This is a genomic window from Faecalibacterium sp. OF04-11AC (assembly GCF_003460645.1).
Taxonomy (GTDB): domain Bacteria; phylum Bacillota; class Clostridia; order Oscillospirales; family Ruminococcaceae; genus Faecalibacterium; species Faecalibacterium prausnitzii_I.
Genome location: NZ_QTVP01000016.1, coordinates 17,557 through 43,870 on the forward strand (window position 1 = coordinate 17,557; position 26,314 = coordinate 43,870).

Sequence of the window (26,314 nt, forward strand, 5' to 3'; positions counted from 1 at the left end):
AAAAATGCCGCTCCCATCCGGTCTGGATGAGGGCGGCATTTGTTGTTTTGTGGAAGATCTTCTGTTTACCCGTTCTTGGCGGATTCCTCTGCATCGTGGAGCAGCGCTTGCTCGCGGATCTTGGCCAGCGTTTCCTCGCTGAGGATATGCTCTGCCTTGCAGGCGTCCTCGGCAGCGATCTTCTCGTCCACGCCCAGCTGCATAAAGAAGTGGGTCAGCAGACGGTGGCGGCTGTAAATGCGTTCCGCGATCTCACGGCCCGGATCCAGCAGGGTCAGGTTGCCCTCGCCGTCCACCGCGATATAGCCGTTTTCCCGCAGTTTTTTCATGGCAATGCTGACGCTGGCTTTGGTATAGCCCAGCTCATTGACCACGTCAATGGAGCGCACCCGGCCCATCCGCTGGGTCAGCATCAGGATCGTTTCAAGGTAATCTTCCGCGGATTGGTGGATCTGCATGGTTTGTTCGGCCTCCTGCCTTTTCCCCGCAGGGAATTTGTTCGCCGGGCATAACAGCCCGGTTAGTATATAATAGGATATCACATTCGGCAGGATGTTGCAAGCCGTTCTCAGCAGGTTTGTATAAACAAACTAAAATCATTCTTCGATTTTGTGTTATTTCACCTGTGCTTCCCGGTAAGCTTCTGGCCCAGATAAATATAAGTCTCCGCCGTGGGCATCCAGAATCACCGTCAGGGGCATATCCTCCACGGTCAGGCGGCGGACAGCCTCACAGCCGAGGTCCGGCCAGGCGATGACTTCCAGCGTTTTGACGCTCTGGGCCATCAGGCACCGGCTCCGCCCAGCGCCGCCAGATAGACTGCCCCGTTGCGGACGACCGCTTCTTTGACCGCCGCGTCCCGCTTGCCCTTGCCGATCATGATTTTGTTGCCCAGGTCCAGCAGACGGGGGCTCATGGCGTCCATCCGGCCGCTGGTGGTGGGCCCTGCCGAGCCAATGATCTCGCCCGGGCGCTCCGGGGTGGGGCCGACATAATAAATGGCACTGCCCTCCAGATCAAAGGGGAGCTTCTCGCCCTTGTCCAGCGCCTCCAGCATCCGCTTGTGGGCCTGGTCACGGGCGGTATACACCACACCGGACAGCAGCACGGTGTCGCCTGCTTTGAGAGGAGCCAGATTTTCCGCCGTGCAGGGAGTTGTGAGTTTGTATTGCATGGTCGTTTCCTCCTTACAGCTGTGCACTGGCCCGCCGGGTGACATGGCAGGAGACATTGACGGCTACGGGGAGGCCTGCCACATGGGTGGGCATCTGCTCAATGGCAAGGCCCAGGCAGGTGGTCTTGCCGCCAAAGCCCTGGGGCCCGATGCCCAGCTCGTTGATGGCTGCCAGCAGCTCCTGCTCCAATGCCGCGTAATAGGGGTCCGGGTTGGGGACATCCAGCGGGCGGAGGAGGCTTTCTTGGCCAGATACGCCACCTTATCAAAGCTGCCGCCCACGCCAATGCCCAGCACGATGGGCGGGCAGGGGTTGGAACCTGCCTGCTGCACGGTGTCCAGCACGAACTTTTGAAAGCCCTCCACGCCGTCGGCGGGCTTGAGCATCTGGATACGGCTCATATTCTCGCTGCCAAATCCCTTGGGGGCCACCGTGATGGTGCAGCCGTCACCGTCCACCAGATGCACGGTGATGGCCGCCGGGGTGTTATCGCCGGTGTTGCCGCGGCGGAGCGGGTCGGCCACGATGCTTTTGCGCAGGTAGCCGTCGGTATAGCCCCGGCGGACGCCCTCGTGGATGGCCTCCTCAAAATGCCCGTCAATGTGAACATCGGTGCCCAGCTCCACAAAGACGCAGGCCATGCCGGTGTCCTGGCAGATGGGCAGGTTCTCTTCTTTGGCGGCGGAGAGGTTGGACCAGAGCAGGTCGAGGGTGTTTTTCGCCAGCGGCCAGGGCTCTTCTGCCCGGGCTTTGGCCAGCGCTGCCTCCACATCTTTGGGCAGGCGGGTGTTGGCCTCGATGCAGAGCCGGGCCACGGTATCGGTGATGGCCTGTGCCGAAATGGTTCTCATCTCAACGCCTCCCTCTTACAGGCGGGCGACGCCCGTTTCCCGGGCAGCCTTTGCCACGGCGTTGGCCACAGCCTCGGCCACGCGGGGGTCAAAGGCACCGGGGATGATGTTCTCCTCGCTGCGGTCGGTGTCGGTGATGAGGTCGGCGATGGCGTAAGCGGCGGCCAGCTTCATCTCGTTGTTGATGTCCCGGGCACGGACGCTCAGGGCACCCTTGAACAGACCCGGGAAGCAGAGCACGTTATTGACCTGGTTGGGGAAATCGCTGCGGCCGGTGGCCATGACGCGGACACCGCCCGCCTTGGCCTCGTCGGGCATGATCTCGGGCGTGGGGTTGGCCATGGCAAAGACGATCGCATCCTGATTCATGGTCTTGCACAGCTCGGTGGTCAGGATGCCGGGCTTGGACACGCCGATGAAAACATCGGCCCCGGCCAGCGCCTCTTTCAGGCCGCCCTTGATCTGACGGGGGTTGGTCACCTCGCCCAGCCAGTTCTTGTGGGCCTCCGCACTGTTGCAGCCCTTGTACAGGGTGCCGAACTGGTCTACCGCAATGATGTCCTTTGCTCCGGCGGTCATCAGCATCTTGATAATGGCCGTGCCGGCCGCGCCGGGGCCGTTCAGGACGATATGCACATCCTCCATCTTCTTGCCCACCACACGGAGGGCGTTGATGAGGGCGGCGGTCACGACAATGGCGGTGCCGTGCTGGTCATCGTGGAAGACCGGGATATCCAGCTCTTTTTCCAGTGTCTCCTCGATCTCAAAGCACTCGGGGCTCCTGATGTCCTCCAGATTGATGCCGCCGAACGTGGGCGCAATGGCCTTGCAGGCCGCGATGACGCTGGCCGCGTCGTGGGCGTCGATGCAGATGGGGAATGCATCCACCCCGCCAAATTCCTTAAAGAGCACGGCCTTGCCCTCCATAACGGGCAGACCGGCCTCGGGGCCGATATCGCCCAGGCCCAGCACAGCGGTGCCGTTGGAGACGACTGCCACCATGTTGCTCTTGAACGTGTACTTGTACACGTCATCGGGGTTTTCCTTGATCTTGCGGCAGGGCTCTGCCACGCCGGGGGTGTAGGCAGTGGAAAGGTCGTCGCGGGTCTTCACTTCCACCTTGCTGACGATGCCGACTTTACCGTGATGGCTCTCGTGCATTTCGAGAGCAGCTTTGTTGTAATCCATGGGGCGTTCCTCCTGTTTTTGTATTAGCTCCTGCTTTTTATAATAACAAAACCCGGTGGGCATTTCCACCGCTTTTCCCAGTTTTCCGCCCGGGTTCCCGCAAAAGTCCGACAAAGTCGAACGTTTATTTGTGGAAATTTTGCAAAAAACTTTTCTTTTTCATTTTTACCCCTTATAATAGAGCATGTTTGATTTGCGCACCGCCGGGGCTCCCCGGCATTCCAACAGGAGGTATTCTTTTGAAACGTAGCATCACCAAGGCGCTCTGTCTGGTCTGCGCCGGAGCTCTGGCTCTGGGCGCGGCAGGCTGCAGCAAGTCCGACAGCTCTTCTTCCGCTTCCAGCGAGGCCGCCAGCAGCGTTCTGGGCTCCGCGGCGGATTACGATTACCAGAACTTCACTTACAGCGATGGTCTGGATGAAAACGGCTACTGGGAGGGCATCCGGGCACTGGATTATGTCACCCTGCCGGAGGATTACGCTTCCATCCCGGTCCAGCGTGCCGACGTAGAGCCCACCAGCGAGGACGTGCAGGCCCAGATCGACAGCCTGCTCAGCCAGAACTCCACCACCCAGGACGTGACCGACCGTGCCGCGGCCAACGGCGACACCGTCAACATTGATTACGCCGGCACCGTGGACGGCGTGGCCTTTACCGGCGGCACCTACACGGGCTACAGCCTGACGCTGGGCAGCGGCTCTTTCATCGACGGCTTTGAGGACCAGATCGTTGGCCACAAGCCCGGCGAGACCTTTGACGTGACCGTCACGTTCCCGGACGGCTACCGCGACTCCACCGATGCCGACGGCAACGCGCTGGTGCTCAGCGGCAAGCAGGCGGTCTTCTCTGTCACCCTGAACTCCATTGAGGAGGAGGTCCTGCCGGAGCTGACCGATGCCTGGGTGGACGAGACCCTTGGCACCAGCAACGACCTGCACAGCGTGGAGGCCCTGCGGGCGTTCTGCCAGCAGCAGCTTTACACCTCCAACCTCAACACCGCCGTCATGGATTACCTGATGGACAACGCCACGTTCAGCGAGGTGCCCAAGGCCGTGACCGATTACCAGGTGACCCAGTGCCTCAACTACTATGATAAGATGGCCCAGTACTATGGCTACGATCTGGACACGTTCGTCCAGTCCATGCTGGGCTATGACAGCGCCGATGCCATGCTGGCCGCCATGGCCGACAGCATTGAGTCCTACGCAAAAGAGGCCCTGCTCTACCAGGCTGTGGCCGAGGCCATGGATCTGGCCCCCACCCAGGAGCAGATCGACGCCTACTCCACCTACACGGACACCTACGGAGCCAACTACTGCACCATGATTGCCATGATGGATACCGTGACCGACGCCCTGACCACCGGCGCGCAGGTAAAATAATTTTCCCGCGTTCTTTTCCAGCATTCTGCACTCTCCTGCTGCCGGGAGAGTGTTTTTATTTGCAAACTTTTTGTGAATTCTCCGCTCAGCTTCTTCCGCCCTATTGACAAAGTGGGTTGTTTGGAGTATATTTTTAGCAGTCAAACAGATAGAGTGCTAATACAGAATTAGCAAAGTTCAATCTTGTTTGATAAATCTCATTTAAAAACCAACTTCCGGTATGAATGGAGGTCGATTCTATGAATACCAATCAATATACCCAGAAGACACTGGAAGCACTGCAGGCTGCCCAGCAGCTGGCGGTGGAGTACCAGCACAACGCCATGGAGCCGGAGCACCTGCTCCATGCACTGGCCACCCAGGAGCAGGGCCTGATCCCGCAGCTGCTCCAAAAGCTGAATGTGGACGCGGGCAGCTTCTCCGCCGCTGTGGCGGAAAAGCTCTCTGCCATGCCCCGGGTGTCCGGCTCCGGCCGTGACCCCGACAAGGTCTATATCTCGCAGGCAACGGATAAGGTCCTGAGCGCCGCTGCCCGGGAAGCCAAGGCCATGAAAGACGATTACGTCAGCGTCGAGCATGTGTTCCTCGGCATCCTGGATGAGCCCACTCAGAACGTCAGCGAGCTGCTGCGGGCGTTCAGCATCACCAAGGATAAGTTCCTGCAGCAGCTGACCGCCGTGCGCGGCAACCAGCGTGTCACCAACGACAACCCCGAGGACACCTACAACGCCCTGCAGAAGTACGGCCAGGACCTGGTGGATCTGGCCCGCAAGCAGAAGCTGGACCCCGTCATCGGCCGTGACCAGGAGATCCGGAACGTCATCCGCATCCTGTCCCGTAAGACGAAAAACAACCCCTGCCTCATCGGTGAGCCGGGCGTCGGCAAGACCGCCATTGCAGAGGGTCTGGCCGAGCGGATCGTCCGCGGCGATGTGCCCGAGAACCTGAAAGACCGCACCGTGTTCAGCCTGGACATGGGCGCTCTGGTGGCCGGTGCAAAATACCGCGGCGAGTTTGAGGAGCGCCTGAAGAGCGTGCTGAACGAAGTCAAGAAGAGTGAGGGCAAGATCATCCTCTTCATTGATGAGCTGCACACCATCGTGGGTGCCGGCAAGACCGATGGTGCCATGGACGCGGGCAACCTGCTCAAGCCCATGCTGGCCCGCGGCGAGCTGCACTGCATTGGTGCCACCACGCTGGACGAGTACCGCCAGTATATCGAGAAAGACCCCGCCCTGGAGCGCCGTTTCCAGCCGGTGCAGGTGGATGAGCCCACAGTGGAAGACACCATCTCCATCCTGCGCGGCCTGAAAGAGCGGTACGAAGTGTTCCATGGCGTCAAGATCAGCGATAACGCCTGATCGCCGCCGCTACCCTCTCTGACCGCTATATCACCGACCGCTTCCTCCCCGATAAGGCCATTGACCTGGTGGATGAGGCCTGCGCCATGATCAAGACCGAGATGGACAGTATGCCCAGCGAGATGGATGATCTGGCCCACCGCATCACCCAGCTGCAGATCGAGCAGGTCAGCCTGAAAAAGGAGACGGATGCCCTGAGCCAGAGCCGCCTGAAAGAGCTGGAAAAAGAGCTGGCCGAGCTGCAGGATCAGTTCCGCAGCATGAAAGCAAAGTGGGAGAACGAGAAGAACGCCATCGGCAAAGTGCAGACCCTGCGCGAGCAGATCGAGCAGACCAATGCCGCCATTGAGAAAGCCCAGCGTGAGTACGACCTGAACAAGGCCGCCGAGCTGAAATACGGCAAGCTGCCCGAGCTGCAGAAACAGCTGGAAGCCGAAGAGAAGCTGGCCAACGAGAAGAAAGAGGACAGCCTGCTGCGTGACCGTGTGACCGACGAGGAGATCGCCCGCATCGTGGCCCGCTGGACCGGCATCCCCGTGGAGAAGCTGGTGGAGGGCGAGCGCGAGAAGCTGCTGCATCTGGACGATGTGCTCCACAAACGGGTCATCGGCCAGAATGAGGCCGTGACCAAGGTGAGCGAGGCCATCCTGCGCAGCCGCGCCGGCATCGCCAACCCCAACCGCCCCATCGGCAGCTTTCTGTTCCTGGGCCCCACCGGCGTGGGCAAGACCGAGCTGGCCAAAGCGCTGGCACAGGCCCTGTTTGACGATGAACGCAACATGGTGCGGATCGACATGACCGAATATATGGAGAAGTTCAGCGTCAGCCGCCTGATCGGCGCGCCTCCGGGATACGTCGGTTATGAAGAGGGCGGCCAGCTGACCGAGGCCGTCCGCCGCAAGCCCTACAGCGTGGTGCTGTTTGATGAGGTGGAAAAAGCCCACCCCGACGTCTTCAACATCCTGCTGCAGGTGCTGGACGATGGCCGCATCACCGACAGCCAGGGCCGTACCGTGGACTTCAAGAACACGGTCATCATCCTGACCTCCAACCTGGGCAGCGACATCATCCTGAACGATCTGGAGCAGCGCCGCGCCAACGGCTCCAACGAGCTGAGCGACGAGGCAAAGCATCAGATCGACGCCCTGCTCAAGAGCAAGTTCCGCCCCGAGTTCCTCAACCGTCTGGACGAGATCGTCTACTACAAGAGCCTGACCAAGGACGAGATGCGGAGCATCGTGGACCTGCAGCTGGACGACCTGCGCCGCCGCATGGATGAGGGCAAGCACCTCAAGCTGGACGTGACCACCGCCGCCAAGGACTTCATCATTGATTCCGCCTACGACAGCGTCTATGGCGCGCGGCCCATCAAGCGGTTCATCCAGAGCCGGGTGGAGACCCTCATCGCCAAGGCCATCATCCGGGGCAGCTACGCCGAGGGCGCTACCCTGACGGTGGATTATGACGGCAATGCCCTGACTCTACGCTGAAATTTTCCTTAGATTTTACCTATTTTGTTCCCACGGACAGGTGGTAACGCTTGCACCGGGGGACTGAATATGATATTATAATCTTTGAACATGTGCTTTTCATCGCGGAACAGTCACGGTGGGAAGCACATTTTTAGTATCAGCAGCCTGGAAGCAGTTTTCCCGCCACCGGCGGGGAAACTGCCCCGTCATCCGCTGCGTGCCCGTTTGGGCTAGAAAATATCAAACAGAAAGTTGAGTGTGATTTCCCTTTATTATGGACGATGGCAGTATTACGCTCTTGGTAGCGCTGGTGATCCTGGTGGCATTCTCCGCCTTTTTCTCCGCCTCCGAGACCGCATTCTCTTCCCTGAACCAGATCCGTCTGAAAAGCCGCGCGGAGGACGGCGACACGGCCGCCGCCCGGGTGCTGGCCATGTCGGAAAAATACGACAAGCTGCTCTCCACCATCCTCATCGGCAACAATATCGTCAACATTGCCGCCGCTTCCATCGGCACCATCCTGTTTACCCAGATGCTGGGGCAGGAGCGGGGCGCGACAGTCTCCACCATCGTGCTCACCATCGTGGTGCTGATCTTTGGCGAGGTAACGCCCAAGAGCCTGGCCAAGGAGATGCCGGAGACCATTGCCACGGCAGTGTCCCCGGTGCTCAACCTGCTGCTGCTCCTCTTTACCCCGCTGACCTGGCTGTTTACCCAGTGGAAAAAGCTGCTGGGCAAGTTCATCCACAGCCGTGAGGAAGATACCATCACCGAGGGTGAGCTCATGACCATGGTGAGTGAGGCCGAAAATGACGGCGAGTTGACCGACCGCGAGAGCCAGCTCATCCGCAGCGCCATTGAGTTCGACGACGTGGAGGTGGAAGAGATCCTGACCCCCCGTGTGGACGTGGTGGCCGTGGAGGACAACATCTCGCTGGAAGAGCTGGCCCAGACCTTTGCGGAATCCGGTTATTCCCGCCTGCCCGTCTATCATGATACCATCGACAACATCATTGGCGTGGTACATGAAAAGGACTTCTACCTGGCCCGGCTCAAAAAAGCCACCACCGTGGAAGACCTCATCGCACCCACCCTGTATACCACGGGTTCCACCCAGATCTCCCAGCTGCTGCGCACCCTGCGGGAGCAGCACCACCACATGGCGGTCGTCGTGGACGAGTACGGCGGCACCGAGGGCATCATCACCCTGGAAGACATCCTCGAGGAGCTGGTGGGCGAGATCTGGGATGAGCACGACGAGGTGACCGAGGACTTCCGCCAGCAGTCGGACGGCAGCTGGCTGGTGTCCGGCTCTGCCAGCGTGGATGACCTCTACGAGACACTGGGCCTGCCCGAGGACGAGGACATTGATTCCAACACCGTCAACGGTCTGGTGCAGGAAAAGACCTGCCACCTGCCTAAGGTGGGCGACCATTTCACGCTGGACAATTTCAACGGCGTGGTCACCCGCACGGCCAAGCGCCGCGTGACCGAGGTGCGGTTCACCCCCATCCCCGCCCCGGCGGAGAAAGAGGACGACCATGACCGGGAAAAATGGCTGACCTCCCGCCACCTGCAAAACCACAATTAAGCAAAAACCCCTGAGACGCGGCTGCGTCTCAGGGGTTTTGTGTTCTATTGCGTTTGAAACGGTTACTGCTTTTTCCAACGACGCATAACGCCCATGCCCAGTGCATAGGGGCCGGTGTGCACTGCGATGGTGCAGCCGATCTGCAGCAGCTCTACCTCACAAGCGCTGCCCGGGTACCTGGCCAGCAGGGCGGCGCGGGTCTGCATCCAGAGCCGCTTGCCCTCTTCCTCATCGTAGCCATAGCCCACGGTGACGCAGTAGTCGTCCGGGTTTGCGTTGTTGCTGTCGAGATAAGCCATCAGCTGCTCCAGCGCCTTTTCAAAGCTCTTCTGGCGGCCGCGTGCCATGCCGCCGGAGAAGATCTCGCCCTCTTTGAAGAGGATCATGGGCTTGATGCCCAGGATATTGGCCGCGCGGCCCGTCACCTTGCCGATGCGGCCGCCCTTGATGAGATAATCCAGGTTGCCCACGGTGAAGAAGATCTGGTTGGTGACGCGCTCGGCGCTCAGCCAGACCACAGCCTCTTCCAGCGTGCAGCCTGCGTCCCGCATGGCCACCGCGTTTTCCACCATTTCCGATTCCGTCACGGTGGCCGCCGTGGAGTCCATCACCTCGATCTTTGCATCGGGGTAATCCTCCAGCACCAGCTCCCGGGCGTTGCGGGCGCTGCCCACACAGCCGCTCATCTTGCTGGTAAAGCACAGGCAGAGGGTGGGGCGGCCTGCTTCGGCCTGGCGGCGGAAGATCTGCTCAAAGTCCTCCAGCGAGGGCAGGCTGGTCTTGGGGTAAGCGGAGGGGTTATCTACCATGAACTGGTAGAAATCCCGCACCGCGATCTCCTTGCCCTCCTTGCGGTAATGCTCGCCATCCAGCGAGACATAGAACGGCACAACTTCCACATTGTACTGCTTTGCCTTTTCCGGGGTCCAGTCACAGGCACTGTCGGTAATGATATCAAACATAAACGCACGCTTCCTTTGTTCCGGATAAACGCCCCGTGGCTCAGACCACGTGTGGATATAAGCCTCACGCTCCGCGCCGACCGAGATATAGGTGATCTTGCAGCCCACAGCCTTTTCCAGGCACTCCACATAGTCACGGGCCTCCTGGGGCAGGTCCTCCCACTTGCGGGCTGCGGTGATATCGCAGTGCCAGCCGGCAGATACTCCACCACGGGCTGTGCGGTATCCAGTGCCTCGCCCATGGGGAAACGGGTGGTGGTAGTGCCATCGCTCAGCTTGTAAGCGGTGACCATGGGGATCTTCTCCATGTAGTCCAGCACGTCCAGCAGGGTCAGAGCCACTTCATCGCAGCCCTGGCAGAAGACGCCGTAGCGGCTTGCCACCAGGTCGATGGGGCCCACGCGGCGGGGACGGCCGGTGGCAGCGCCATACTCGTGGCCGGCCTCACGCAGGGCGTGCTTCTCTTCCTCGGTCATCGCCAGCTCCGCGGTAAAGGGGCCGTCGCCGACGCAGGAGGAGTAAGCTTTCATCACGCCGATGGAGTTGTGCAGCTTGTGGCCCGGGATGCCGGCACCGATGGGTGCGTAAGCGCCGATGACGTTGGAGGAGGTGGTGTAGGGGTAGATGCCGAAGTCGATGTCACGCAGAGCGCCCAGCTGTGCCTCAAACAGCACTTTCTTGCCGGCGGCGTCCGCATCAGCCAGGTACTGGCCCACATCGCAGATATAATCCTTGAAGATGGCTGCATACTGCTCCAGCCATGCCCACATCTCATCCACGCTGATAGGAGCGGCGTTGTAGCTGCCCTCCATCACCAGGTTCTTGGAATCCACCATGGTGACCAGGCGCTTCTTGACAGAGTCGTCCAGATGGAGCAGGTCGCCCATGCGGAGGGTCTTCTTCATGTACTTATCGCCGTAAGCGTAAGCAATGCCGCGCTTGGTGGAACCGAACTGCGCGCCGGTCTTGGACAGGCGTGCCTCTTCCAGACCATCCTGCTCCACATGGTAGGGCATGGTGATGGTCGCACGGTCGGAGATCTTCAGGTTGGCGGGGCTGATCTCGACACCCTGCTTGCGCAGGCTCTCGATCTCGCCCGCCAGATGGTGCGGGTCGATGACCATGCCGTTGCCCATAACGCAGACGACGTTGGGGCGGAGAATGCCGGAAGGCAGCAGATTCAGCACAAATTTACCGCGCTCGTTCTTCACGGTATGGCCGGCGTTGTTGCCGCCTGATAGCGCGCGACAATGTCGTACTCCTGGCTGATCAGATCGACCATGCGGCCCTTGCCTCATCGCCCCAGTTGATACCCGTAATTGCAGTAAGCATAATAAATGACCTCTTTGTAATTTTTCAAAAGACAGCCTTTTCCGTGCACCTTGCCCGGGATACGCCACCTTGGAAACAACATTTGGCCGTGCCGCCCGCGCCCGGCAGACCGCAACAGCTCAAGTATATTATAGCACGATTGCGCAACCGAAAAAAGAGGGAAAGCCGCTTTTGTACGACTTTTCCCTCTCTGCACCCCCTTTTGTCTGGGTAGTACCTGATTTTATCAGAAATTCAACCTCTCAGGCCGCGCTCTGGCGCGTCCAGCTCCCCTAGCAGGGGAGCCAAATAGAGGAAATCAGTCTTTCTTTGCCAGCTTATGGATGGTGCCGTCCGGCTCCTGGATGGAGGTGTTGTTCAGCTGGGCGCGGAGGCTGGCCTTGATGTCGTCCAGGTACTCCCGGCGCAGGGCCTGCTGCTCGGCTTTTTCGGCCTCCGTCAGGCCCGTGGTCTTGCTTTTGTGTGCCAGCTCGTTGATGCGGGCAATTTTCTCATTCGTCATGGTGTACTCCTGTATTTTATCGGAAAGTGTGATATAATTAGCATAGCCTCTCAGGCGCCCCGCTGGGTGACGGAGAGGTTTAATCCAGTATACCAAAGGATGAAACCCATGTCAAAGCAGTTGAATTTTGCACAGCAGATGGACGAAGTGTTGAAAACATTGGCCCCCGCCCGGCCAAAGCTTCTGCTCCACGCCTGCTGCGGGCCCTGCTCCAGCGCCGTGCTGGAACAGCTGTGCCAGTATTTTGAGATCACTGTCCTCTACTATAACCCCAATACCTGGCCCGCGGAGGAATACTACCGCCGGGGCGAGGAGCTGAAAAAGTTCGTGGCCGCCGCCCACCCGCTGGGGGTAACGGTGGTGGAAGACCACTACGACCCGCAGGAGTTCTACACCGCCGTGCAGGGGCTGGAACAGGAGCCCGAGCGGGGCAGCCGGTGCACCGTCTGTTACCGGCTGCGGATGCGCCGGGCGGCCCAGTATGCCGCCGAGCACGGGTTCGACTGGTTCACCACCACCCTCTCCATCAGCCCCCATAAGGACGCCAGGCGGATTAACGAGATCGGCCAGCAGCTGGAAGAAGAGTTCGGTGTAAAGCACCTGCCCTCGGATTTCAAAAAGCACAACGGCTACCTGCGCAGTTTGCAGCTCTCGGAGGAATACGGCCTCTACCGGCAGGATTACTGCGGGTGTGAGTTCAGCGCCCGGGCCCGCGGGCTATAACAAAAACGTCCACCCTGACGGATGGACGTTTTTGTTTTGCCGCCTTAGTTTTCTTCCGGCATCCGTGCCACCAGAATGGCAAAGATGACAAGGCCGATGCAGGGCACGATGTTACAGGCCATGCCCACGGCAAGGCCCGCGCGCTCTGCCACCCGGCCAATGATCCAGGGCATGAGGATGGCACCGCTGGACGCCGCCGGGAGCATGATGCCCATGCTGGTCACGCTGGTCATCTTACCGGCGCTGGCCACAGCCGTGGGGTTCATGCCCGCCATGGCAAAGGCAAAGGCGAACAGCAACAGGATGGCTGCCCCCTGCGTGTGGGCCTGCATGAGGAAGAAATAAAAGATGGTGCAGCCCACCCCCATGACCACCATGGCCTTGCGGGGCTGTTTGAACGGGAAGACGAACGCGATGAGGAGCCGGGCCACCAGAGTGGCACCCCACATGACCGTGACGGTATAGGCCGCCAGCGCGCCGGTAATGATGCCGCTGCCCTTGAAGTAGGTGACCATCCAGCCCGTGACGCTCTGCTCGGCCGCGTTCTGGCAGAAGAGCAGGCCTGTCAGCAGCCAGAACTGCACGGAGTGCAGAAAGCTCCAGTCGATCTTCTCCTTGCCGGTTTTGCTTTTGGTGCTCCCCTGCCCGTCCATGGGGGTGGTGAGATAGATGAACCAGACGAGGACGCCCAGCGCCGCCAGCACCAGCAGGGCCAGCCCGGTGCTCACCCGGCCCGCCGCTGCAATGAGGAACGGGCAGAGCAGCGCGCCGCAGGCGTAGCAGCTGTGCATCAGGTTCATGCCCCGGGTGCGGTCGGCGGAGTTGTCGCTGACCAGGATGGTGCAGGCGTTCATGGCGCTGCCCTTGGCGATGCCCACCAGGAAGAACGAGACACTCAACAGCAGCTCCGCGCCGGAGAGGCCCATCATCCCATAGCCCAGCGCATAGCCCGTGGTCAGCAGCAGGACACTGGGCTTGAAGCCCAGCACCCCGGGCAGCACGCCGGTCAGGAAACCCGCCAGCAGGTTGCCAATGCTCATCAGGGCGAGCAGAGTGCCCGTCATGCCATAGGCAAAGCCGTATTTCTCCTGCAACAGGCTGACCACCACACCGCTGGAAATGGCGCAGATCCCGCTGAAAAAGAATGTGAGGAAGCCCGCATTGCGCAGGCGGGTGTTTTGGGGTTGCTGTTCCATGGCCGTTTGCTCCTCGTCCTGTTTTTGTTACTCTTTTTTATTTAACCACAGTTTTGGGCAAATGCAATCCGCTTTTTGAATTTACAGGTGCTCCTGCAGGAAATTTGCCGCAGGACGCGGCTCGTTGAAGAGAGATCCCACGCGGAACGCACCCCGCCAAAACAGGCGCAAAAAAGAGGGGCGGACCCTACAGGGTTCGTCCCTCTTTTTACTGGTTTGCTTATTCTGCCTTTTCAGCAGCGGGCTTCTCCTCAGCCTTGGGAGCGGGAGCTGCTGCAGGAGCAGCAGCGGGCTTCTTGGGCTCCGGGGGATACGGATTGTCCTTCAGCGGGAAGAGGATGATCTTCTTCGGGCACTTCTGGGCACACATACCGCAGCCCTTGCACTTGTCATAATCCACACGGGCCACACCGTCCACAACATGGATGGCATCAAACTTGCAGGTACGCTCGCACATGCCGCAGGCAATGCAGGAGGTCGTGCAGGCTTTCATGGCCACAGGGCCCTTATCCTGGTTGGAGCACATGACCACAGGCTTGCGGGGGCCGCCAGCGTCGATCATAATAACATGCTTGGGGCAGATGTTGGCGCAGGCACCGCAGCCGGTGCACTTGTCCTTATCCACCTTGGCCACGCCGTCCACAATGTGGATGGCGTCAAACTTACAGACCTTGGTGCAGTCGCCCAGGCCGATGCAGGCGAACGTGCAGGTCTTGGGGCCGCCGTACAGGTTGGCGGCAGCCGCGCAGGTCTGGATGCCGGTGTAATCATAAGCGGGCTTGCAGTGCTCGGAGTTGCCCTGGCACTGAACCACAGCCTTTTTCTCCACAGCGCTTGCCTCGCCGCCCATGATCTTGGCAATGGCAGCAGCAGCCTTGGGGCCGCCGGGTGCGCACTTGTCGCAGGCAACGCCGTCCATGACGACAGCCTTTGCGTAATCAGAGCAGCCTGCGTAACCGCAGCCGCCGCAGTTTGCGCCTGCCAGGCAGGCGGCAACTTCTTCAATACGAGGATCTTCCTCAACCGCCATGAACTTGGCCGCCGCGACCAGAATGATCGCGCCAACGGCGCCCACGATGGTACAGAGGATAACAGCCGATGCAATATTCATAGTTCTGTCTCCTCCCTTACAGCGTCACATTAAACAGGTTCTCGACGAGGCCGCCGAAACCCATGAAAGACAGGCTGGTGATCGCGGCAGCCAGCAGGGTGATGGGCAGGCCCTTAAAGGGAGCCGGGGGATCGCAGGCTTCCACGCGCTTGCGCACGCCGCTGAACATGACCATGGCCAGCATGAAGCCGACGCCTGCACCGATGGCGCAGATCAGGGCCTCGATGTAAGCGATGCCAAAGCCCAGGCTCTCCACATCCGCGCCGTAATCGCCGACGACCAGAATGGTGACAGCCAGCACGCAGCAGTTGGTGGTGATCAGGGGCAGGTAAACGCCCAGGGAGTTGTACAGGGCCACAATGTACTTCTTGAGGAAGATCTCAATGAACTGGACCAGAACCGCGATGACCAGGATGAAGACGATGGTCTGCAGGTAGCTCAGGCCAGCCGGGTCCAGAACGAAGATCTGGATGGGGAACGTCACGGCGGTAGCCATGAACATGACGAAGATAACAGCGCCGGACATACCAACGGCGGAGTCCAGCTTCTTGGAAACGCCCAGGAACGGGCAGATACCATAGAACTTCACCAGCACGTAGTTGTTGACAAGGATCATGCTGAAGAAGATTGCAGCGAGTTTGACGAGCATCTTATTCCGCCTCCTTCTTCAGGTTGTCGATGTCACAGCAGCTCTTGCGCTCGATCCGTGCATCCAGCTTGCCCTCCAGCCAGACACAGCCGGCCATCAGGACGCCGTAGCAGAAGAACGCGCCGGGAGCCTGGGTCATAATGCTGATCTTGGCGAAAGACTCGGGCAGGATCTGGAAGCCAGCCAGGTGCCGCTGCCCAGAACCTCACGGAACGTAGCCATCAGCACAACGGTCAGGGTGTAGCCGATGCCCATGCCAATGCCGTCCAGTGCGGAATCGACCACATTGTTCTTGCAGGCGAACATCTCGGCACGGCCCAGGATGATGCAGTTAACAACGATCAGGGGCAGGAAGACGCCCAGTGCATTGTACAGGCTGACCATGTAGGCGTGCATGAACATCTGGACGATGGTCACGAAGCCTGCGATGATAACGATGTAGCAGGGCAGATGGACTTTTGCGGGGATCACGTTGCGCAGCAGCGAGATCAGGATATTGGCGCAGACCAGCACGAACGTGAAAGCTGCACCCATGCCCAGCGCGCTGGAAACTGCCGTGGTAACAGCCAGGCAGGAGCAGGTGCCCAGAACCAGACGCAGAACGGGGTTTTCTTTGATGATACCGTTGGTAAGGATGCTTACCTTGGAATTCTTTTCAGATGCCATTTCTTACCAACCTCCTTTATGCCAGCTCATTGTAGCAGCTGATGCAGTCGTTGATGGCTGCAAACAGAGCCGTGGACGAAATGGTAGCGCCGCTGTAGGCGTCAAAGTCCTGGTTCATGACGATATTCTGGGTACCGTCCATGCCGTTGAACTGAGCCAGATAGTCGGCCTTGGCCACATTGGAGCCGATGCCGCTGGTCTGCGTGGAAGCATCCACCCAGATACCGGTGACCTTGCCCTCGGCATCAAAGCCCATGATAACGGTCAGGACGCCGCCGTCGAAACCGGACTCGCCGGCCTTGATGGCCATGCTGCCATCCTCAGCCTTGACAGCACCGGAGACGTTTGCGGTGGTGTAGCCGCTCATCTCTTCCAGGGTGCTTGCGTCGGAAACAGAGGGCATCACGTCAACGTAAGCAGCCAGGGTGGTTGCACGCTCGTTTTCCGCGATGACCGGAGCGGTCATGGAGTTAACGACCGCCAGCAGCAGGCTGACGACCAACGAGATCACGCTCAGCACAACAACGGGCTTTACCGTGCTCTCCCAAGTAGTCTTATTCATTTGCCAGCAGCCTCCTTTGCAGGTTTTGCGGGTTTGATATAGCCATACGGAGTCTGACGGGTCAGGTCATTGATGTACGGGACCCACAGGTTCATGAACAGCAGCGCGAAAGACACGCCCTCGGCGTAGCTGCCCCACTCACGGATCGCAAAGGTGACAATGCCCAGCGCCACGCCATAGACCAGCTTGCCCTTGAGGGTGAACGGGCTGGTGACGTAGTCGGTTGCCATGTACACAGCACCAAACAGCAGGCCGCCGGACAGAACGCCGACCAGCGCGCCGTGCAGGCTGCGGGTAGAGATCAGGTAGAAAATGAACATGCTGCCGATGTAAGAAGCGGGGATGGCAGCGCTAATGGTCTTGGTGGCTACCAGGTAGATCAGGCCCAGCACGATGGCCAGAGCGCAGGTCTCGCCCAGAACACCGCCGTGCACGCCCATGAACAGGTCCAGCAGGCTCAGCTTGGAGGGGTCAGCCACTTTCAGCGGGGTAGCGCTGGAGAGCTGATCCACGGCCGCATCCGGGTAGACCCAGGTGTTCATCTCGCCGGCAAAGCTGATGAACAGGAAGATACGGCCTACCAGAGCGGGGTTGGCAAAGTTCATGCCGATGCCGCCGAACAGCTGCTTGACCACGATGATGGCGACGAAATCGCCCACGATGAGCTCGCCAATGGGCATCCCCACGGGGACGTTCAGGGCAAGGATGATGCCCGTGACCACAGCGGACAGATCGCCGACGGGATTGGGCTTCTTGAGCAGCTTGCAGTACAGCCACTCAAAGGCCACGCTGGCAACCACGGACACGGCCGTGACCAGCAGAGCACGCAGACCAAAAATGATCGCAGAGGCCACCACGCAGGGCACCAGAGCGACGATCACGTTGGCCATCAGGCCGGTGGTCGTCTCCTCGGAGCGCAGGTGCGGGGAGGCCGAAACAATAAGCTTCGTATCCATTACTTATTGCCTCCTTTTTTGATTTCACCAAGGTAGAATGCCTTTGCCAGGCCCATCATCTGGGTGCAGGGACGCTTGGCCGGGCAGACAAACGTGCAGGAACCGCAGTTGAAGCAGTAATCCACATGCAGCTTGCCCAGCGTCTGGACATCACGGGCAGCGTAAGCCTGGTTGACCTCCACGGGCTCCAGACCCATGGGGCAGTACTCCACGCAGCGGCCGCAGCGGATGCAGGGGTTGACCTGCGGGGGCTGTGCGGCCACGTCGCTCAGCATGATGAGGCCGGAAGTGGTCTTGGTGGTGGGGTAGCTCAGGTCCTTGACAGCGGGGCCCATCATGGCACCGCCGGCAACCACCTTGCCCAGCGTCACGCCAGGCTTGAGGCCGGCGGCGTTCAGCACGTCTTCATAAGAAGTACCGACCGGGACGATCAGGTTCTGCGGGTTTGCGCAGGCATCGCCGTCCACGGTGATGCAGCGGCTGACCACCGGCATACCGGTAGCCAGATACTTGCCCAGGCTGGACACACTGGTCACGTTCATGACGATGGCGCCAGCAGCCGCGGGCAGGCCGCCGTGCGGCACCTCGCGGCCCAGGCACTTCTCGATCAGGATCAGCTCCGCACCGGTGCCATAGACACTGGGCAGAGGCTTGACTTCGATCTCGGGCGTGTCCTTGGTCTTCTGGCACAGCAGGTCGATGCACTCAGGCTTGTTGTTCTCAATGCCGATGACGCACTTCGGGATGCCGACATACTTCAGGACAGCCTGGATGCCGCGGATGATATCGTCGGCACACAGCAGCATCTCCTGGGTATCGCTGGTCAGCCACACTTCGCACTCGGAAGCGTTGATCAGCAGGGTGTCCACCGGGTCTTTGGGCTGCAGCTTGACGTCGGTCGGGAAGCCCGCGCCGCCCAGACCAACCAGACCGCACTCCCGCACAGCAGCCAGGAAGCTGGCCTTATCGGTCACTTCCGGTGCCTGGACGGCCGGGTCAACAGTCTGCTTGCCATCCGTCTTGATGACCACCGAGTCGCACATACGGCCATTGCTCAGGCGGTACGGCTCCACGGCAGCAACGGTGCCGGAGACACTGGAGTGGATATTGGCAGAGACAAAGCCGCCTGCCTCACCGATCTTGGTGCCCACAAACACTTCGTCGCCCTTTTTCACCAGAGCCTTTGCCGGAGCACCAATGTGCTGGCTCATGAGGATGCGTACCTGCGCGGGCAGAGGCATCGGGACAGGCTTGCTTGCAGCGGTTGCCTTGTCATGCGGCGTATGCGCGCCAAGCGCCGCACGTTTCAGCTTGTTCAACATGGAATAAATCCCCCATTCTGCTTGAATTGCCATCCCCACGCCCATGCAGGCGCACTGGTACAGGGACAGCAGCTGCTTAACACACTTATTGTATCATTTTGGCGTCGGAAGTCAACGATAACTCCCCCAAAATGATGCGAATTCCTTAATTTTCTTTGCTATTTTTGACGATTAGTTATAGCTAACTTCCAATTTTTTCGGTACAAACCCACAAGAATCGCCAAGTTTGCCTTTCGGTGCGGAATATGCTATACTAAAGGAAACCATCCTGCGGAACGTCCCCCGCTCCGCCACTCATCCACCAAGGAGGATCTGAAACGATGAAATTTCTCAAAGCGCTGCTCGCCATTTTCACGTTCTTAGCCGTCGCTCTGACGGGTGCTCTGCTGTTCGTACAGGACAAGAGCGCCCCGCGCTATATCCAGATCTACACCAACGAGCAGTAACCCACAACACACACAGCAAAAGCCCCGGAGCGGCATCTGCCGTCCCGGGGCTTTTTGATTTGCGATTTTAGATCTTACTCTTCCACATCAAACGTGCAGATGAGCAAATAGCGGGTGCCAGAGGAAGAATCCTTGAACGCCACGCCAACTTTTTCCGCAAGGTGATAGTTGGTCACTTTATACAGCTCCGCGTATTTAAAGCCGCTCTTTTTCGCCGGGTTTGTACCAGGAATCACGTCAACGATGATTTTTACGTTCTTATCCAGCCCATCGGTGATACGTTTATATTCTTCAGGGTACTTCGAGATATTGCCGTAGTTATCTAGGTAATTATCCAGCAGTTCCTTTGTAATCTTGCTGTACTTCACACTGTAGGTCAACTGGGGCTGATTTGCCGCTGCCGCACCATTGTTCAGTGCATAAACAACACTTTCTGTCTCATCATCGGGGTAAACAGCATCCGGGTCAGTTGTCCCTGTATCGCAGCCGGTCAGCACCGTCAGTGCCAGCACGGCCACCATGGCGACGGCCAGCAGTTTTTTGAACAGTTTCATCATTTCTGTCCTCCTTAAAATAAAGTTAAAAAAGCCTGATTCGGTTCCGTTGTTTTTCTTTTTCACAAAGCTCCGAGAGCTTCCAAGCCACTTTAAGGATACCGGTGCACCCCGTCCCTGTCAATGGGGAGTGTGCACAAATTTTGGTGAAACTTTTTGAGCTTGCAGAATCTGGCGTTCAGTAGTCCTTTTCGCACCCCAGCAGGTACTTCATATACGCAAAGGTCCGCTCCTGTCCGATGTCCCGCACCATCTTGAGCAGCTTTTCCAGCAGGGCCCGGGTCTCCGGGTGGAGCAGGTAGTGGTCCTTGCTGTGCTCGTAGTAGTTCCAGGCGGCGGCATCGGTGTACTTGTCGCCCAGATAGATCTGGCTGGCGGCTACCCGGTCGCAGACCATCTCGCAGACGTACCGGAGAGGGATCTTCATCCCGGTCAGGCCGGTCTTGGTGGTGCTGTAGTCGATCCAGTATTCCAGATGATGCTTGTTGCGGCCCTTGTGGTGGAGCCAGGCCGAGGTGTAGCCCCTGGCCTCCCGCTCCGCCTCGTTGGGGCTGTGGTCGCCCTGATAGTAGATGCACCCCGGGATAAACTCGGTGGGGCTGTACTTGCTCAGGTCGTGGGCAAGGCCCTGCTCATAGAGCCCGCAGGCGAAGCAGTATTTCATCACCAGCAGCTTATGCCGGGTAATGGTCTCAAAATGCCCTTTGATGTTCATGGTCTCACTCCCCCCACCGTACGGTCAGGCTCCCCTCTTTCAGCTTCCGCAGGTCATCACTCTCCGAGAAATCTTCCCGGTCACGGGTGAGGCTGGGGTTGTAGTAGGGGTCGTCCAGAATCTTCTCTTTGCCGTGGATGGCATACAGCCGCTGCTGCTCCGAGGCAAAGCGGGCCGCCTTGGCCGGGTCTTTCTCGTCACCGCCGCGGCTCTTACTCTCGTAATGGGTCAGCCGGGCGTAGGGCGTCCAGGCAACGCGGTAACCCGCATCCCGCACCCGCAGGCAGAAGTCCACATCGTTGAACGCCACGGCGAACTTTTCGTCCAGCCCGCCGACTTCGTCCCAGACACTGGCTTTTACCAGCAGGCAGGCACCGGTCACGGCGGAGAAGTCCTGCACCGTGGCGGCGCGGAACAGATAGCCGCTGCCGCCCGCCTGCTTGTACTTGTGGCTGTGGCCCGCGTAGCCGCCCAGCCCCGTGACCACGCCCGCGTGCTGGAGCGTCTCGTCCGGGTAGTAGAGCATGGCACCGCAGATGGCCGCCCCGCCGGGGTGGGCACATTGGCGCAGCAGCTCGGTGAGCCAGTCGCCGTTGCGCACCTCCACGTCGTTGTTCAGCAGCAGCAGGTAGTCCCCGCTGGCCGCTTTCCGGCCAAAGTTGTTGATGCCCGAGAAGTTGAAGCCCTTTTCCGGGTAGGTGACCACTTTCAGGCCATCGTACCGCTTCCGTGCTTCTTCATAGTAGGCAAAGGTGGCCGGGTCGGTGGAGTTGTTCTCAATGACGATGACCTCGTAATTGTCCCATTCCGTCTTGCTCCAGATGCTGTGCAGGCACTTTTCCAGGTCGTCGGTGTGGTCCTTATTGGGGATGAGGATGCTGACTTTCGGGTCGCCCTCAATTTTCCACAAGACGCGGTAGGTGCTGGGGAACAATCCATCGGTGACGGTGCCCACCCGGCCCGTGCGGGTCAGGTGGTCGGCCAGCGCCTTTTTGGCCGCCTTGGCCACATAGGGCTTGGCGTCGGTGCCGCCGGAGGTGGAGCCCGCATGGACCCGCCAGTAGTAGAGCACCTGGGGCAGATGGGCCGCGCCGCCCACTTTTTCGATCAGGCGGAGGAAGAGATCATGGTCCTGGCTGCCGTCACACTCCGGGCGCTCGCCGCCCACTTCCTCATATAAGGCCCGCCGGAACACGGCCAAATGGCAGATATAGTTGCAGCAGAGCAGGTAGTCCGGCGCGTAGTCCGGCTTGAAGTGGGCCACCAGCGGCCACTGGATGCTCTTGTTGAAAAGAGCTTCGTCGCTGTAGACAAAACCGTCCGGTTTGCCCTGCGCCCTCAGGTCCAGGATGGCCCTGCCCATGGCGTACAGGGCGTGGGGAGCCAAGATGTCGTCGTGGTCAGCCAGAGCAAGATATTCCCCGCTGGCAAGGGCGGCAGCAGCGTTGGTATTGGCTGCAATGCCCTTGTTTTCGATCTTTTTGTATCCGATATGTTGATTCTTTGCCTGATATTCCCGCACGATCTCCCCGACACGGCTGTGAGCGGCATCGGAGGCATCGGCAAGGCAGAGCTCCCCGTTGGGGGCGGTCTGGTCCACGAACGAATCCAGAAACTCCCGCAGGTAATTTTCCGGGGTATTATACAGCGGGGTGAGGACGGAAATGGTCGGAAGCCCGCAGTCCTCGAACGTTTTTCCGGCCATCTCGGCCCGCTGGGCTTCCAGTACCTTTTTGGCGGGCAGGTAGCGGGCTTTTTTGCCGAAGAACCGGCGCTTGACAAAGCCCGCCCCCCGCGCCATCATGGTGCCAAGGCCCTCGTCCCGGGTCAGCTGGACAGCATAGCCCGCCAGCTCTTTGGCGCGTTTCAGTCGCAAATTCATCCCTTATGCCTCGCCGCGCTGGACGGCCTTGTACGCGTTGCAGACCGTCATGGTATCGCCGTTCATCTTGAGGTGGCCGTGGCTCAGCCATGCCACCTTGCTGCACATCCGCTCGATCTGCTCAATGGAGTGGGACACCAGAATGACGGTGGTGCCGCCGGCCATCAGCTCTTTCATCCGCTTCTCGCATTTCTGCTGGAAGAGGAAATCGCCCACCGAGAGCACCTCGTCCGCGATCAGGATGTCGGGTTTGGTGATGGTGGCAATGGCAAAGCCGATGCGGGCCACCATGCCGGAGGAGTAGTTCTTGAGCGGCACATCCAGAAAGTTCTGCAGCTCGCTGAACTCCACGATCTCATCAAACTTTTCGTCCAGATACTTGGGCGAGAAGCCCAGCACCGTACCGTTGAGGTAGATGTTCTCCCGGGCGGTCAGGTCCATATCAAAGCCCGCGCCCAGCTCAATGAGGGGGGCAATGGTGCCGTTGACCGTCACTTTGCCCTTGCTGGGCTTGTACACGCCTGCAATGGTCTTGAGCAGGGTGGATTTGCCCGAGCCGTTCAGGCCCACCAGGCCGTAAAAATCGCCGGGCATGATGTCCAGGCTGACGTCTTTCAGGGCATAAAATTCATCGTACTGCAGCCGCCCCTGCACCATGGCCAGAAGATACTCTTTCAGGCTCTCGTGCTTTTCGGTGGAGAGGTTGAAGCACATGGAAACATTGTCCACTTTAATAATTGGTTCCATTTTCTCCCCTCCTTAAATGTGCAGCACAAAGCGGTCCTGCGTTTTGCGGAACATCTGCACGCCCACCAGCATGGAAAGCAGCGCGCACACGCCGCACACCGCCAGCATGTTGAAATCCAGCGGGATGCCCCACATCAGAGTGCGGCGGAAGCCCGTGATATACCAGTACATGGGGTTGAGCTTGATGATCTGCTGCATGTTGAACCCGCCGATGGAGAACGTCATCTGGGTGGGGTCATAGAAGATGGCGGAGAAGTAGAGCAGCGCCGTGATGAACACGCTCCAGATGTGCATGATATCCCGGAAGAAGACGGTGGCCGCCGCCAGGAACAGGCCCACGCCCAGGCTGAAGAAGAAGAGCGTCACCAGCGGGTAGATCACTTCCAGAATGGTCCAGTGGAGGGGGCTGCCCGTAAACACCATGACCAGTGCCAGCGCCACAAAGCTGAACACGCAGTTGACCATGGCAAAGCAGCATTTTTCCAGCGGGAAGATATACTTGGGGATATACACCTTTTTGAGCAGCGGGGCCGCCGACAGCACGCTGGACATGCTGGAGGAGGTGGCCTCGTTGAAGAAGTTGAAGAGCAGCTGGCCGCACATCAGGAAAACGGGGAAGTTGTCGATGCCGCTGCCGCGCATATCCATCAGGCTGCTGAACACGGCCCAGTACACCAGGCACATGAGCAGCGGGTTGAGCACGCTCCACACCACGCCCAGCACGCTGCGGCGGTACTTGAGCTTAAAATCACGGCTGACCAGATTCCACAGCAGATAGCGGTAGCGCCAGAAGCCGTTGAACATTCCCTTGATTTTTGCCACGGGCGATCACCACTTTTCAAAGAATTCAAACTTCTGGGAGGCAAAGGACTCATGCAGCTTGTCCTTCGCGCTGGTCTTGTGCTCGCAGCCGCAGTCCGGCCACTGCACGTTGACGGTGGGGTCGTCGTAGGGGATGCCGCCCTCGCTGGTGGGGTCGTAGACATCGGTGCACTTATAGCAGAACTCCGCCACGTCGCTCAGCACGAGGAAGCCGTGGGCAAAGCCTCCGGGATATAGAACATCTTCTTGTTCTCCTCGCTCAGGGTCACGCCCACCCACTTGCCAAAGGTCGCGCTGTGGGGGCGGCAGTCCACGGCCACGTCGTAGACTTCACCCTTGGTCACGCGGACCAGCTTGCCCTGGGTGTGGTTCTTCTGGAAATGCAGGCCGCGCAGCACGCCGCGGGTAGAGCGGCTCTGGTTGTCCTGCACAAACTCCTTATCAATCCCGGCAGCAGCAAACTGGTCTTTCTGATAGGTCTCCATAAAATAACCGCGGTCATCGCCAAACACCTGCGGCTCAATGACCACAACACCGGGGATCTCAGTTTCCGTAAACGTAAATTTACCCATTTTTCATTTTCCTCTCTGTTTTTTCGTTATTGTTTTTGACATTTTGTTTTTTTATTTGGAAAAGCCGGAATGGCTTTTGCGCAGTGTTAGAAAAGACGTTGCGTGGATTGCCAAAGCCTCTCCTACTAGGAGAGGTGGCATTGCAAAGCAATGACGGAGAGGTTGGACAAAGCACCGCCTTGTCCATATGCGGATGTCATACAACCTCTCAGTCGCTTACGCGACAGCTCCCCTTGTAGGGGAGCCCTTGGCAAAGAGGGTCAGTGCCTCGATTTTTTCTTCGCTTTCGAGCGGAGCCTTACCACAACAAATGCAACTCCCGCCGCCAGCACCGTGCACCCCAGCGAGATGCCGATGAGCAGGCCCGCGGTCTTGCCGGGGCTGCGGGTGCCGCTGCCCAGCTGGACACCGGTGTTCCGCTCCAATAGCTCCTCCAGTCCCGTAATCGTGGCCGGCACCCGGACGCTGGCGGACTCCTGCTTGTCCTGCCCGTTGACGGTATACACGGCGTACACCGCCGGGCTGGTGCCCAAGACATACTGTTCCGGCAGCTCCAGCGTCACGGACACATCCCCTGCCGTCAGGCCGTCAGCCAACAGCAGCCGGGTGCCGGGGTCGGTCACCGTGACCATGCCCAGCGGGGCACCGCCTCCCGCCACCGTCAGCTCCCGGGTCAGGCCCTGGGCCGGGATGTCGGTATAGTTTGTGTAGTGGGCAAAGGCGTAATCCAGCAGGGTGCGGACATCGTTGTACTTGTCGGTCTTGATGTTGCTCTGCATGGTGACGCAGATGAGCCGGACACCGTTCTGCTCCGCCAGGCAGACATAGCTGTAGCGGGCAATGTTGGTGTAGCCGATCTTGGAGCCTTGAATGGCCGGGATGTAATACCGGCTGGAACCCACCCGCATTTTGTCCTGCTGGTGGAAATACCGCTCTTTGGGCTGGATGTCCGTGGGCTTCATGGGATACATCTCGTTGCGGGTAAACAGCGTCTCAAACCCCGGCTGGGTCAGGGCCCAGCGCAGGATCTGCGCCATATCATAGCAGCTGGTATAGTGGTCGGTATCGCTGATGCCGTGGGGGTTGGCAAAGTGGGTGTGCTTGAGGCCCAGTTCAGCCACCTGGGCGTTCATGGCCGCCACGCCGCCCGCAATGGTGCCATCCCCGAAATATTCGGACAGCAGGTTGGCGCCATCGTTGGCGCTGGCCATCATGGTGGCATAGAGGGCATCCGTCAGGGGCACATGCTCCCCCTCCTGCAGGGCAATGTGGCTGGAATCCGTCCCCGCGAGGGAATAGACATCCTCGTGGGTCACTTCCAGGCTCACACCGTCCCACTGGCCCTGGGCTTTCTCACAGGCAAGGCCCAGCGTCATCACCTTGGTGATGGACGCCGGGTGCAGCTCTTCGTCCATATTCTGCTGGGCCAGCACAAGGCCGGTGTCCGCGTCGATGATGCAGTACGCCTCCGTGGCCGACAGCGCCGGGCCCGCGGCCCGCGCCATGGGTGCAAACACCGCACAGACCCAGAGCAGCACCGTGCAAAGCACGGCGATCTGTTTTTTCATCTGGTAT

At 59.4% G+C, this 26,314-nt stretch carries 20 protein-coding genes and 6 pseudogenes; 5 read left to right on the forward strand and 21 right to left on the reverse strand.

Going from position 1 to position 26,314, the window contains the following annotated elements; genetic code table 11:
• Nucleotides 1–65: 65 nt before the first annotated feature.
• The 4 genes and pseudogenes from DXA70_RS08855 to DXA70_RS08870 all read right to left on the reverse strand — a co-directional run bounded on the left by DXA70_RS08855 (nt 66) and on the right by DXA70_RS08870 (nt 3,214).
• Nucleotides 66–458, reverse strand: a complete 393-nt coding sequence (locus DXA70_RS08855) for a metal-dependent transcriptional regulator (protein WP_022256520.1) — start codon at nt 456–458, stop codon at nt 66–68.
• A 156-nt stretch (nt 459–614) separates the two neighbouring features.
• Nucleotides 615–1,174, reverse strand: a pseudogene (locus DXA70_RS08860) (Fe-S-containing hydro-lyase).
• A gap of 13 nt (nt 1,175–1,187) precedes the next feature.
• A pseudogene (locus DXA70_RS08865) lies at nt 1,188–2,026 on the reverse strand (fumarate hydratase).
• 15 nt (nt 2,027–2,041) lie between these two features.
• The gene (locus DXA70_RS08870; RefSeq protein ID WP_128118253.1) at nt 2,042–3,214 is read right to left on the reverse strand and encodes a malic enzyme-like NAD(P)-binding protein; all 1,173 of its coding nucleotides are present in this window, start codon (nt 3,212–3,214) and stop codon (nt 2,042–2,044) included.
• A gap of 239 nt (nt 3,215–3,453) precedes the next feature.
• Here DXA70_RS08870 and tig point away from each other — a divergent pair, with 239 nt between their 5' ends.
• The 3 genes and pseudogenes from tig to DXA70_RS08885 all read left to right on the forward strand — a co-directional run bounded on the left by tig (nt 3,454) and on the right by DXA70_RS08885 (nt 9,020).
• Complete coding sequence (gene tig / locus DXA70_RS08875) at nt 3,454–4,596, forward strand: trigger factor (protein WP_243001262.1); 1,143 nt, start codon at nt 3,454–3,456, stop codon at nt 4,594–4,596.
• Between the two features lie 239 nt (nt 4,597–4,835).
• Nucleotides 4,836–7,447, forward strand: a pseudogene (gene clpB, locus DXA70_RS08880) (ATP-dependent chaperone ClpB).
• Between the two features lie 256 nt (nt 7,448–7,703).
• On the forward strand, nt 7,704–9,020 hold the full coding sequence (locus tag DXA70_RS08885; protein WP_128118254.1) for a hemolysin family protein: 1,317 nt from the start codon (nt 7,704–7,706) through the stop codon (nt 9,018–9,020).
• Between the two features lie 62 nt (nt 9,021–9,082).
• Here the strand turns inward: DXA70_RS08885 and DXA70_RS08890 are convergent, their stop codons facing one another.
• The 3 genes and pseudogenes from DXA70_RS08890 to DXA70_RS08900 all read right to left on the reverse strand — a co-directional run bounded on the left by DXA70_RS08890 (nt 9,083) and on the right by DXA70_RS08900 (nt 11,816).
• Complete coding sequence (locus DXA70_RS08890) at nt 9,083–9,982, reverse strand: DegV family protein (RefSeq protein WP_022256818.1); 900 nt, start codon at nt 9,980–9,982, stop codon at nt 9,083–9,085.
• A gap of 51 nt (nt 9,983–10,033) precedes the next feature.
• Nucleotides 10,034–11,314, reverse strand: a pseudogene (locus DXA70_RS08895) (adenylosuccinate synthase); the annotation flags it as partial.
• A 298-nt stretch (nt 11,315–11,612) separates the two neighbouring features.
• A complete protein-coding gene (locus DXA70_RS08900) occupies nt 11,613–11,816 on the reverse strand; it encodes a DUF896 domain-containing protein (protein WP_022256820.1) in 204 nt (67 codons plus the stop codon).
• A 99-nt stretch (nt 11,817–11,915) separates the two neighbouring features.
• Here DXA70_RS08900 and DXA70_RS08905 point away from each other — a divergent pair, with 99 nt between their 5' ends.
• Nucleotides 11,916–12,539 carry an epoxyqueuosine reductase QueH gene (locus DXA70_RS08905; protein WP_128118255.1) on the forward strand — a complete coding sequence of 208 codons (624 nt, stop codon included), beginning with the start codon at nt 11,916–11,918 and terminating at the stop codon, nt 12,537–12,539.
• Nucleotides 12,540–12,583: 44 nt separating this feature from the next.
• Here the strand turns inward: DXA70_RS08905 and DXA70_RS08910 are convergent, their stop codons facing one another.
• The 7 genes and pseudogenes from DXA70_RS08910 to DXA70_RS08940 form a co-directional block, all read right to left on the reverse strand.
• Nucleotides 12,584–13,735, reverse strand: coding sequence for an MFS transporter (locus DXA70_RS08910; RefSeq protein ID WP_128118256.1), 1,152 nt, complete (start codon nt 13,733–13,735; stop codon nt 12,584–12,586).
• Between the two features lie 220 nt (nt 13,736–13,955).
• Complete coding sequence (locus DXA70_RS08915; RefSeq protein WP_128118257.1) at nt 13,956–14,846, reverse strand: RnfABCDGE type electron transport complex subunit B; 891 nt, start codon at nt 14,844–14,846, stop codon at nt 13,956–13,958.
• 16 nt (nt 14,847–14,862) lie between these two features.
• Nucleotides 14,863–15,495, reverse strand: coding sequence for an Rnf-Nqr domain containing protein (locus tag DXA70_RS08920; protein WP_022256336.1), 633 nt, complete (start codon nt 15,493–15,495; stop codon nt 14,863–14,865).
• A 1-nt stretch (nt 15,496) separates the two neighbouring features.
• A pseudogene (locus DXA70_RS08925) lies at nt 15,497–16,161 on the reverse strand (electron transport complex subunit E).
• Nucleotides 16,162–16,177: 16 nt separating this feature from the next.
• Nucleotides 16,178–16,723: an FMN-binding protein gene (locus DXA70_RS08930; RefSeq protein ID WP_128118258.1), complete on the reverse strand. Its 546-nt coding sequence runs from the start codon at nt 16,721–16,723 to the stop codon at nt 16,178–16,180.
• Nucleotides 16,720–17,679 (reverse strand): RnfABCDGE type electron transport complex subunit D, encoded by a 960-nt coding sequence (locus DXA70_RS08935; protein ID WP_022256333.1) that lies wholly within the window; start codon nt 17,677–17,679, stop codon nt 16,720–16,722. The genes DXA70_RS08930 and DXA70_RS08935 overlap by 4 nt, the downstream gene beginning before the upstream one ends.
• Nucleotides 17,679–19,001: an RnfABCDGE type electron transport complex subunit C gene (locus DXA70_RS08940; RefSeq protein WP_022256332.1), complete on the reverse strand. Its 1,323-nt coding sequence runs from the start codon at nt 18,999–19,001 to the stop codon at nt 17,679–17,681. Before DXA70_RS08940 ends, DXA70_RS08935 begins: the two co-directional genes overlap by 1 nt.
• 320 nt (nt 19,002–19,321) lie before the next feature.
• Here DXA70_RS08940 and DXA70_RS15090 point away from each other — a divergent pair, with 320 nt between their 5' ends.
• On the forward strand, nt 19,322–19,447 hold the full coding sequence (locus DXA70_RS15090; protein WP_022256331.1) for a hypothetical protein: 126 nt from the start codon (nt 19,322–19,324) through the stop codon (nt 19,445–19,447).
• Nucleotides 19,448–19,521: 74 nt separating this feature from the next.
• Here DXA70_RS15090 and DXA70_RS08945 read toward each other — a convergent pair whose 3' ends face one another.
• The 7 genes and pseudogenes from DXA70_RS08945 to DXA70_RS08975 form a co-directional block, all read right to left on the reverse strand.
• Nucleotides 19,522–20,004, reverse strand: a complete 483-nt coding sequence (locus DXA70_RS08945) for a hypothetical protein (RefSeq protein ID WP_128118259.1) — start codon at nt 20,002–20,004, stop codon at nt 19,522–19,524.
• A 175-nt stretch (nt 20,005–20,179) separates the two neighbouring features.
• A complete protein-coding gene (locus DXA70_RS08950) occupies nt 20,180–20,716 on the reverse strand; it encodes a DUF5662 family protein (RefSeq protein ID WP_022256329.1) in 537 nt (178 codons plus the stop codon).
• 4 nt (nt 20,717–20,720) lie between these two features.
• Nucleotides 20,721–22,598, reverse strand: coding sequence for a glycosyltransferase family 2 protein (locus DXA70_RS08955; RefSeq protein ID WP_128118260.1), 1,878 nt, complete (start codon nt 22,596–22,598; stop codon nt 20,721–20,723).
• A gap of 3 nt (nt 22,599–22,601) precedes the next feature.
• A complete protein-coding gene (locus DXA70_RS08960) occupies nt 22,602–23,345 on the reverse strand; it encodes an ABC transporter ATP-binding protein (protein ID WP_022256327.1) in 744 nt (247 codons plus the stop codon).
• A 12-nt stretch (nt 23,346–23,357) separates the two neighbouring features.
• Complete coding sequence (locus DXA70_RS08965; RefSeq protein ID WP_243001263.1) at nt 23,358–24,167, reverse strand: ABC transporter permease; 810 nt, start codon at nt 24,165–24,167, stop codon at nt 23,358–23,360.
• Between the two features lie 6 nt (nt 24,168–24,173).
• Nucleotides 24,174–24,739, reverse strand: a pseudogene (rfbC, locus tag DXA70_RS08970) (dTDP-4-dehydrorhamnose 3,5-epimerase).
• Nucleotides 24,740–24,999: 260 nt separating this feature from the next.
• A complete protein-coding gene (locus DXA70_RS08975; RefSeq protein ID WP_022256324.1) occupies nt 25,000–26,307 on the reverse strand; it encodes a serine hydrolase in 1,308 nt (435 codons plus the stop codon).
• Between the last annotated feature and the right edge of the window lie 7 nt (nt 26,308–26,314).

Excerpts from the sequence above, each read along its gene's own strand:
- DXA70_RS08855 (WP_022256520.1), bottom strand. The coding sequence starts at position 458 with ATGCAGATCCACCAATCCGCGGAAGATTACCTTGAAACGATCCTGATG.
- DXA70_RS08870 (WP_128118253.1), bottom strand. The coding sequence starts at position 3,214 with ATGGATTACAACAAAGCTGCTCTCGAAATGCACGAGAGCCATCACGGT.
- DXA70_RS08885 (WP_128118254.1), top strand. The coding sequence starts at position 7,704 with ATGGACGATGGCAGTATTACGCTCTTGGTAGCGCTGGTGATCCTGGTG.
- DXA70_RS08890 (WP_022256818.1), bottom strand. The coding sequence starts at position 9,982 with ATGTTTGATATCATTACCGACAGTGCCTGTGACTGGACCCCGGAAAAG.
- DXA70_RS08900 (WP_022256820.1), bottom strand. The coding sequence starts at position 11,816 with ATGACGAATGAGAAAATTGCCCGCATCAACGAGCTGGCACACAAAAGC.
- DXA70_RS08905 (WP_128118255.1), top strand. The coding sequence starts at position 11,916 with ATGAAACCCATGTCAAAGCAGTTGAATTTTGCACAGCAGATGGACGAA.
- DXA70_RS08910 (WP_128118256.1), bottom strand. The coding sequence starts at position 13,735 with ATGGAACAGCAACCCCAAAACACCCGCCTGCGCAATGCGGGCTTCCTC.
- DXA70_RS08915 (WP_128118257.1), bottom strand. The coding sequence starts at position 14,846 with ATGAATATTGCATCGGCTGTTATCCTCTGTACCATCGTGGGCGCCGTT.
- DXA70_RS08920 (WP_022256336.1), bottom strand. The coding sequence starts at position 15,495 with ATGCTCGTCAAACTCGCTGCAATCTTCTTCAGCATGATCCTTGTCAAC.
- DXA70_RS08930 (WP_128118258.1), bottom strand. The coding sequence starts at position 16,723 with ATGAATAAGACTACTTGGGAGAGCACGGTAAAGCCCGTTGTTGTGCTG.
- DXA70_RS08935 (WP_022256333.1), bottom strand. The coding sequence starts at position 17,679 with ATGGATACGAAGCTTATTGTTTCGGCCTCCCCGCACCTGCGCTCCGAG.
- DXA70_RS08940 (WP_022256332.1), bottom strand. The coding sequence starts at position 19,001 with ATGTTGAACAAGCTGAAACGTGCGGCGCTTGGCGCGCATACGCCGCAT.
- DXA70_RS15090 (WP_022256331.1), top strand. The coding sequence starts at position 19,322 with ATGAAATTTCTCAAAGCGCTGCTCGCCATTTTCACGTTCTTAGCCGTC.
- DXA70_RS08945 (WP_128118259.1), bottom strand. The coding sequence starts at position 20,004 with ATGATGAAACTGTTCAAAAAACTGCTGGCCGTCGCCATGGTGGCCGTG.
- DXA70_RS08950 (WP_022256329.1), bottom strand. The coding sequence starts at position 20,716 with ATGAACATCAAAGGGCATTTTGAGACCATTACCCGGCATAAGCTGCTG.
- DXA70_RS08955 (WP_128118260.1), bottom strand. The coding sequence starts at position 22,598 with ATGAATTTGCGACTGAAACGCGCCAAAGAGCTGGCGGGCTATGCTGTC.
- DXA70_RS08960 (WP_022256327.1), bottom strand. The coding sequence starts at position 23,345 with ATGGAACCAATTATTAAAGTGGACAATGTTTCCATGTGCTTCAACCTC.
- DXA70_RS08975 (WP_022256324.1), bottom strand. The coding sequence starts at position 26,307 with ATGAAAAAACAGATCGCCGTGCTTTGCACGGTGCTGCTCTGGGTCTGT.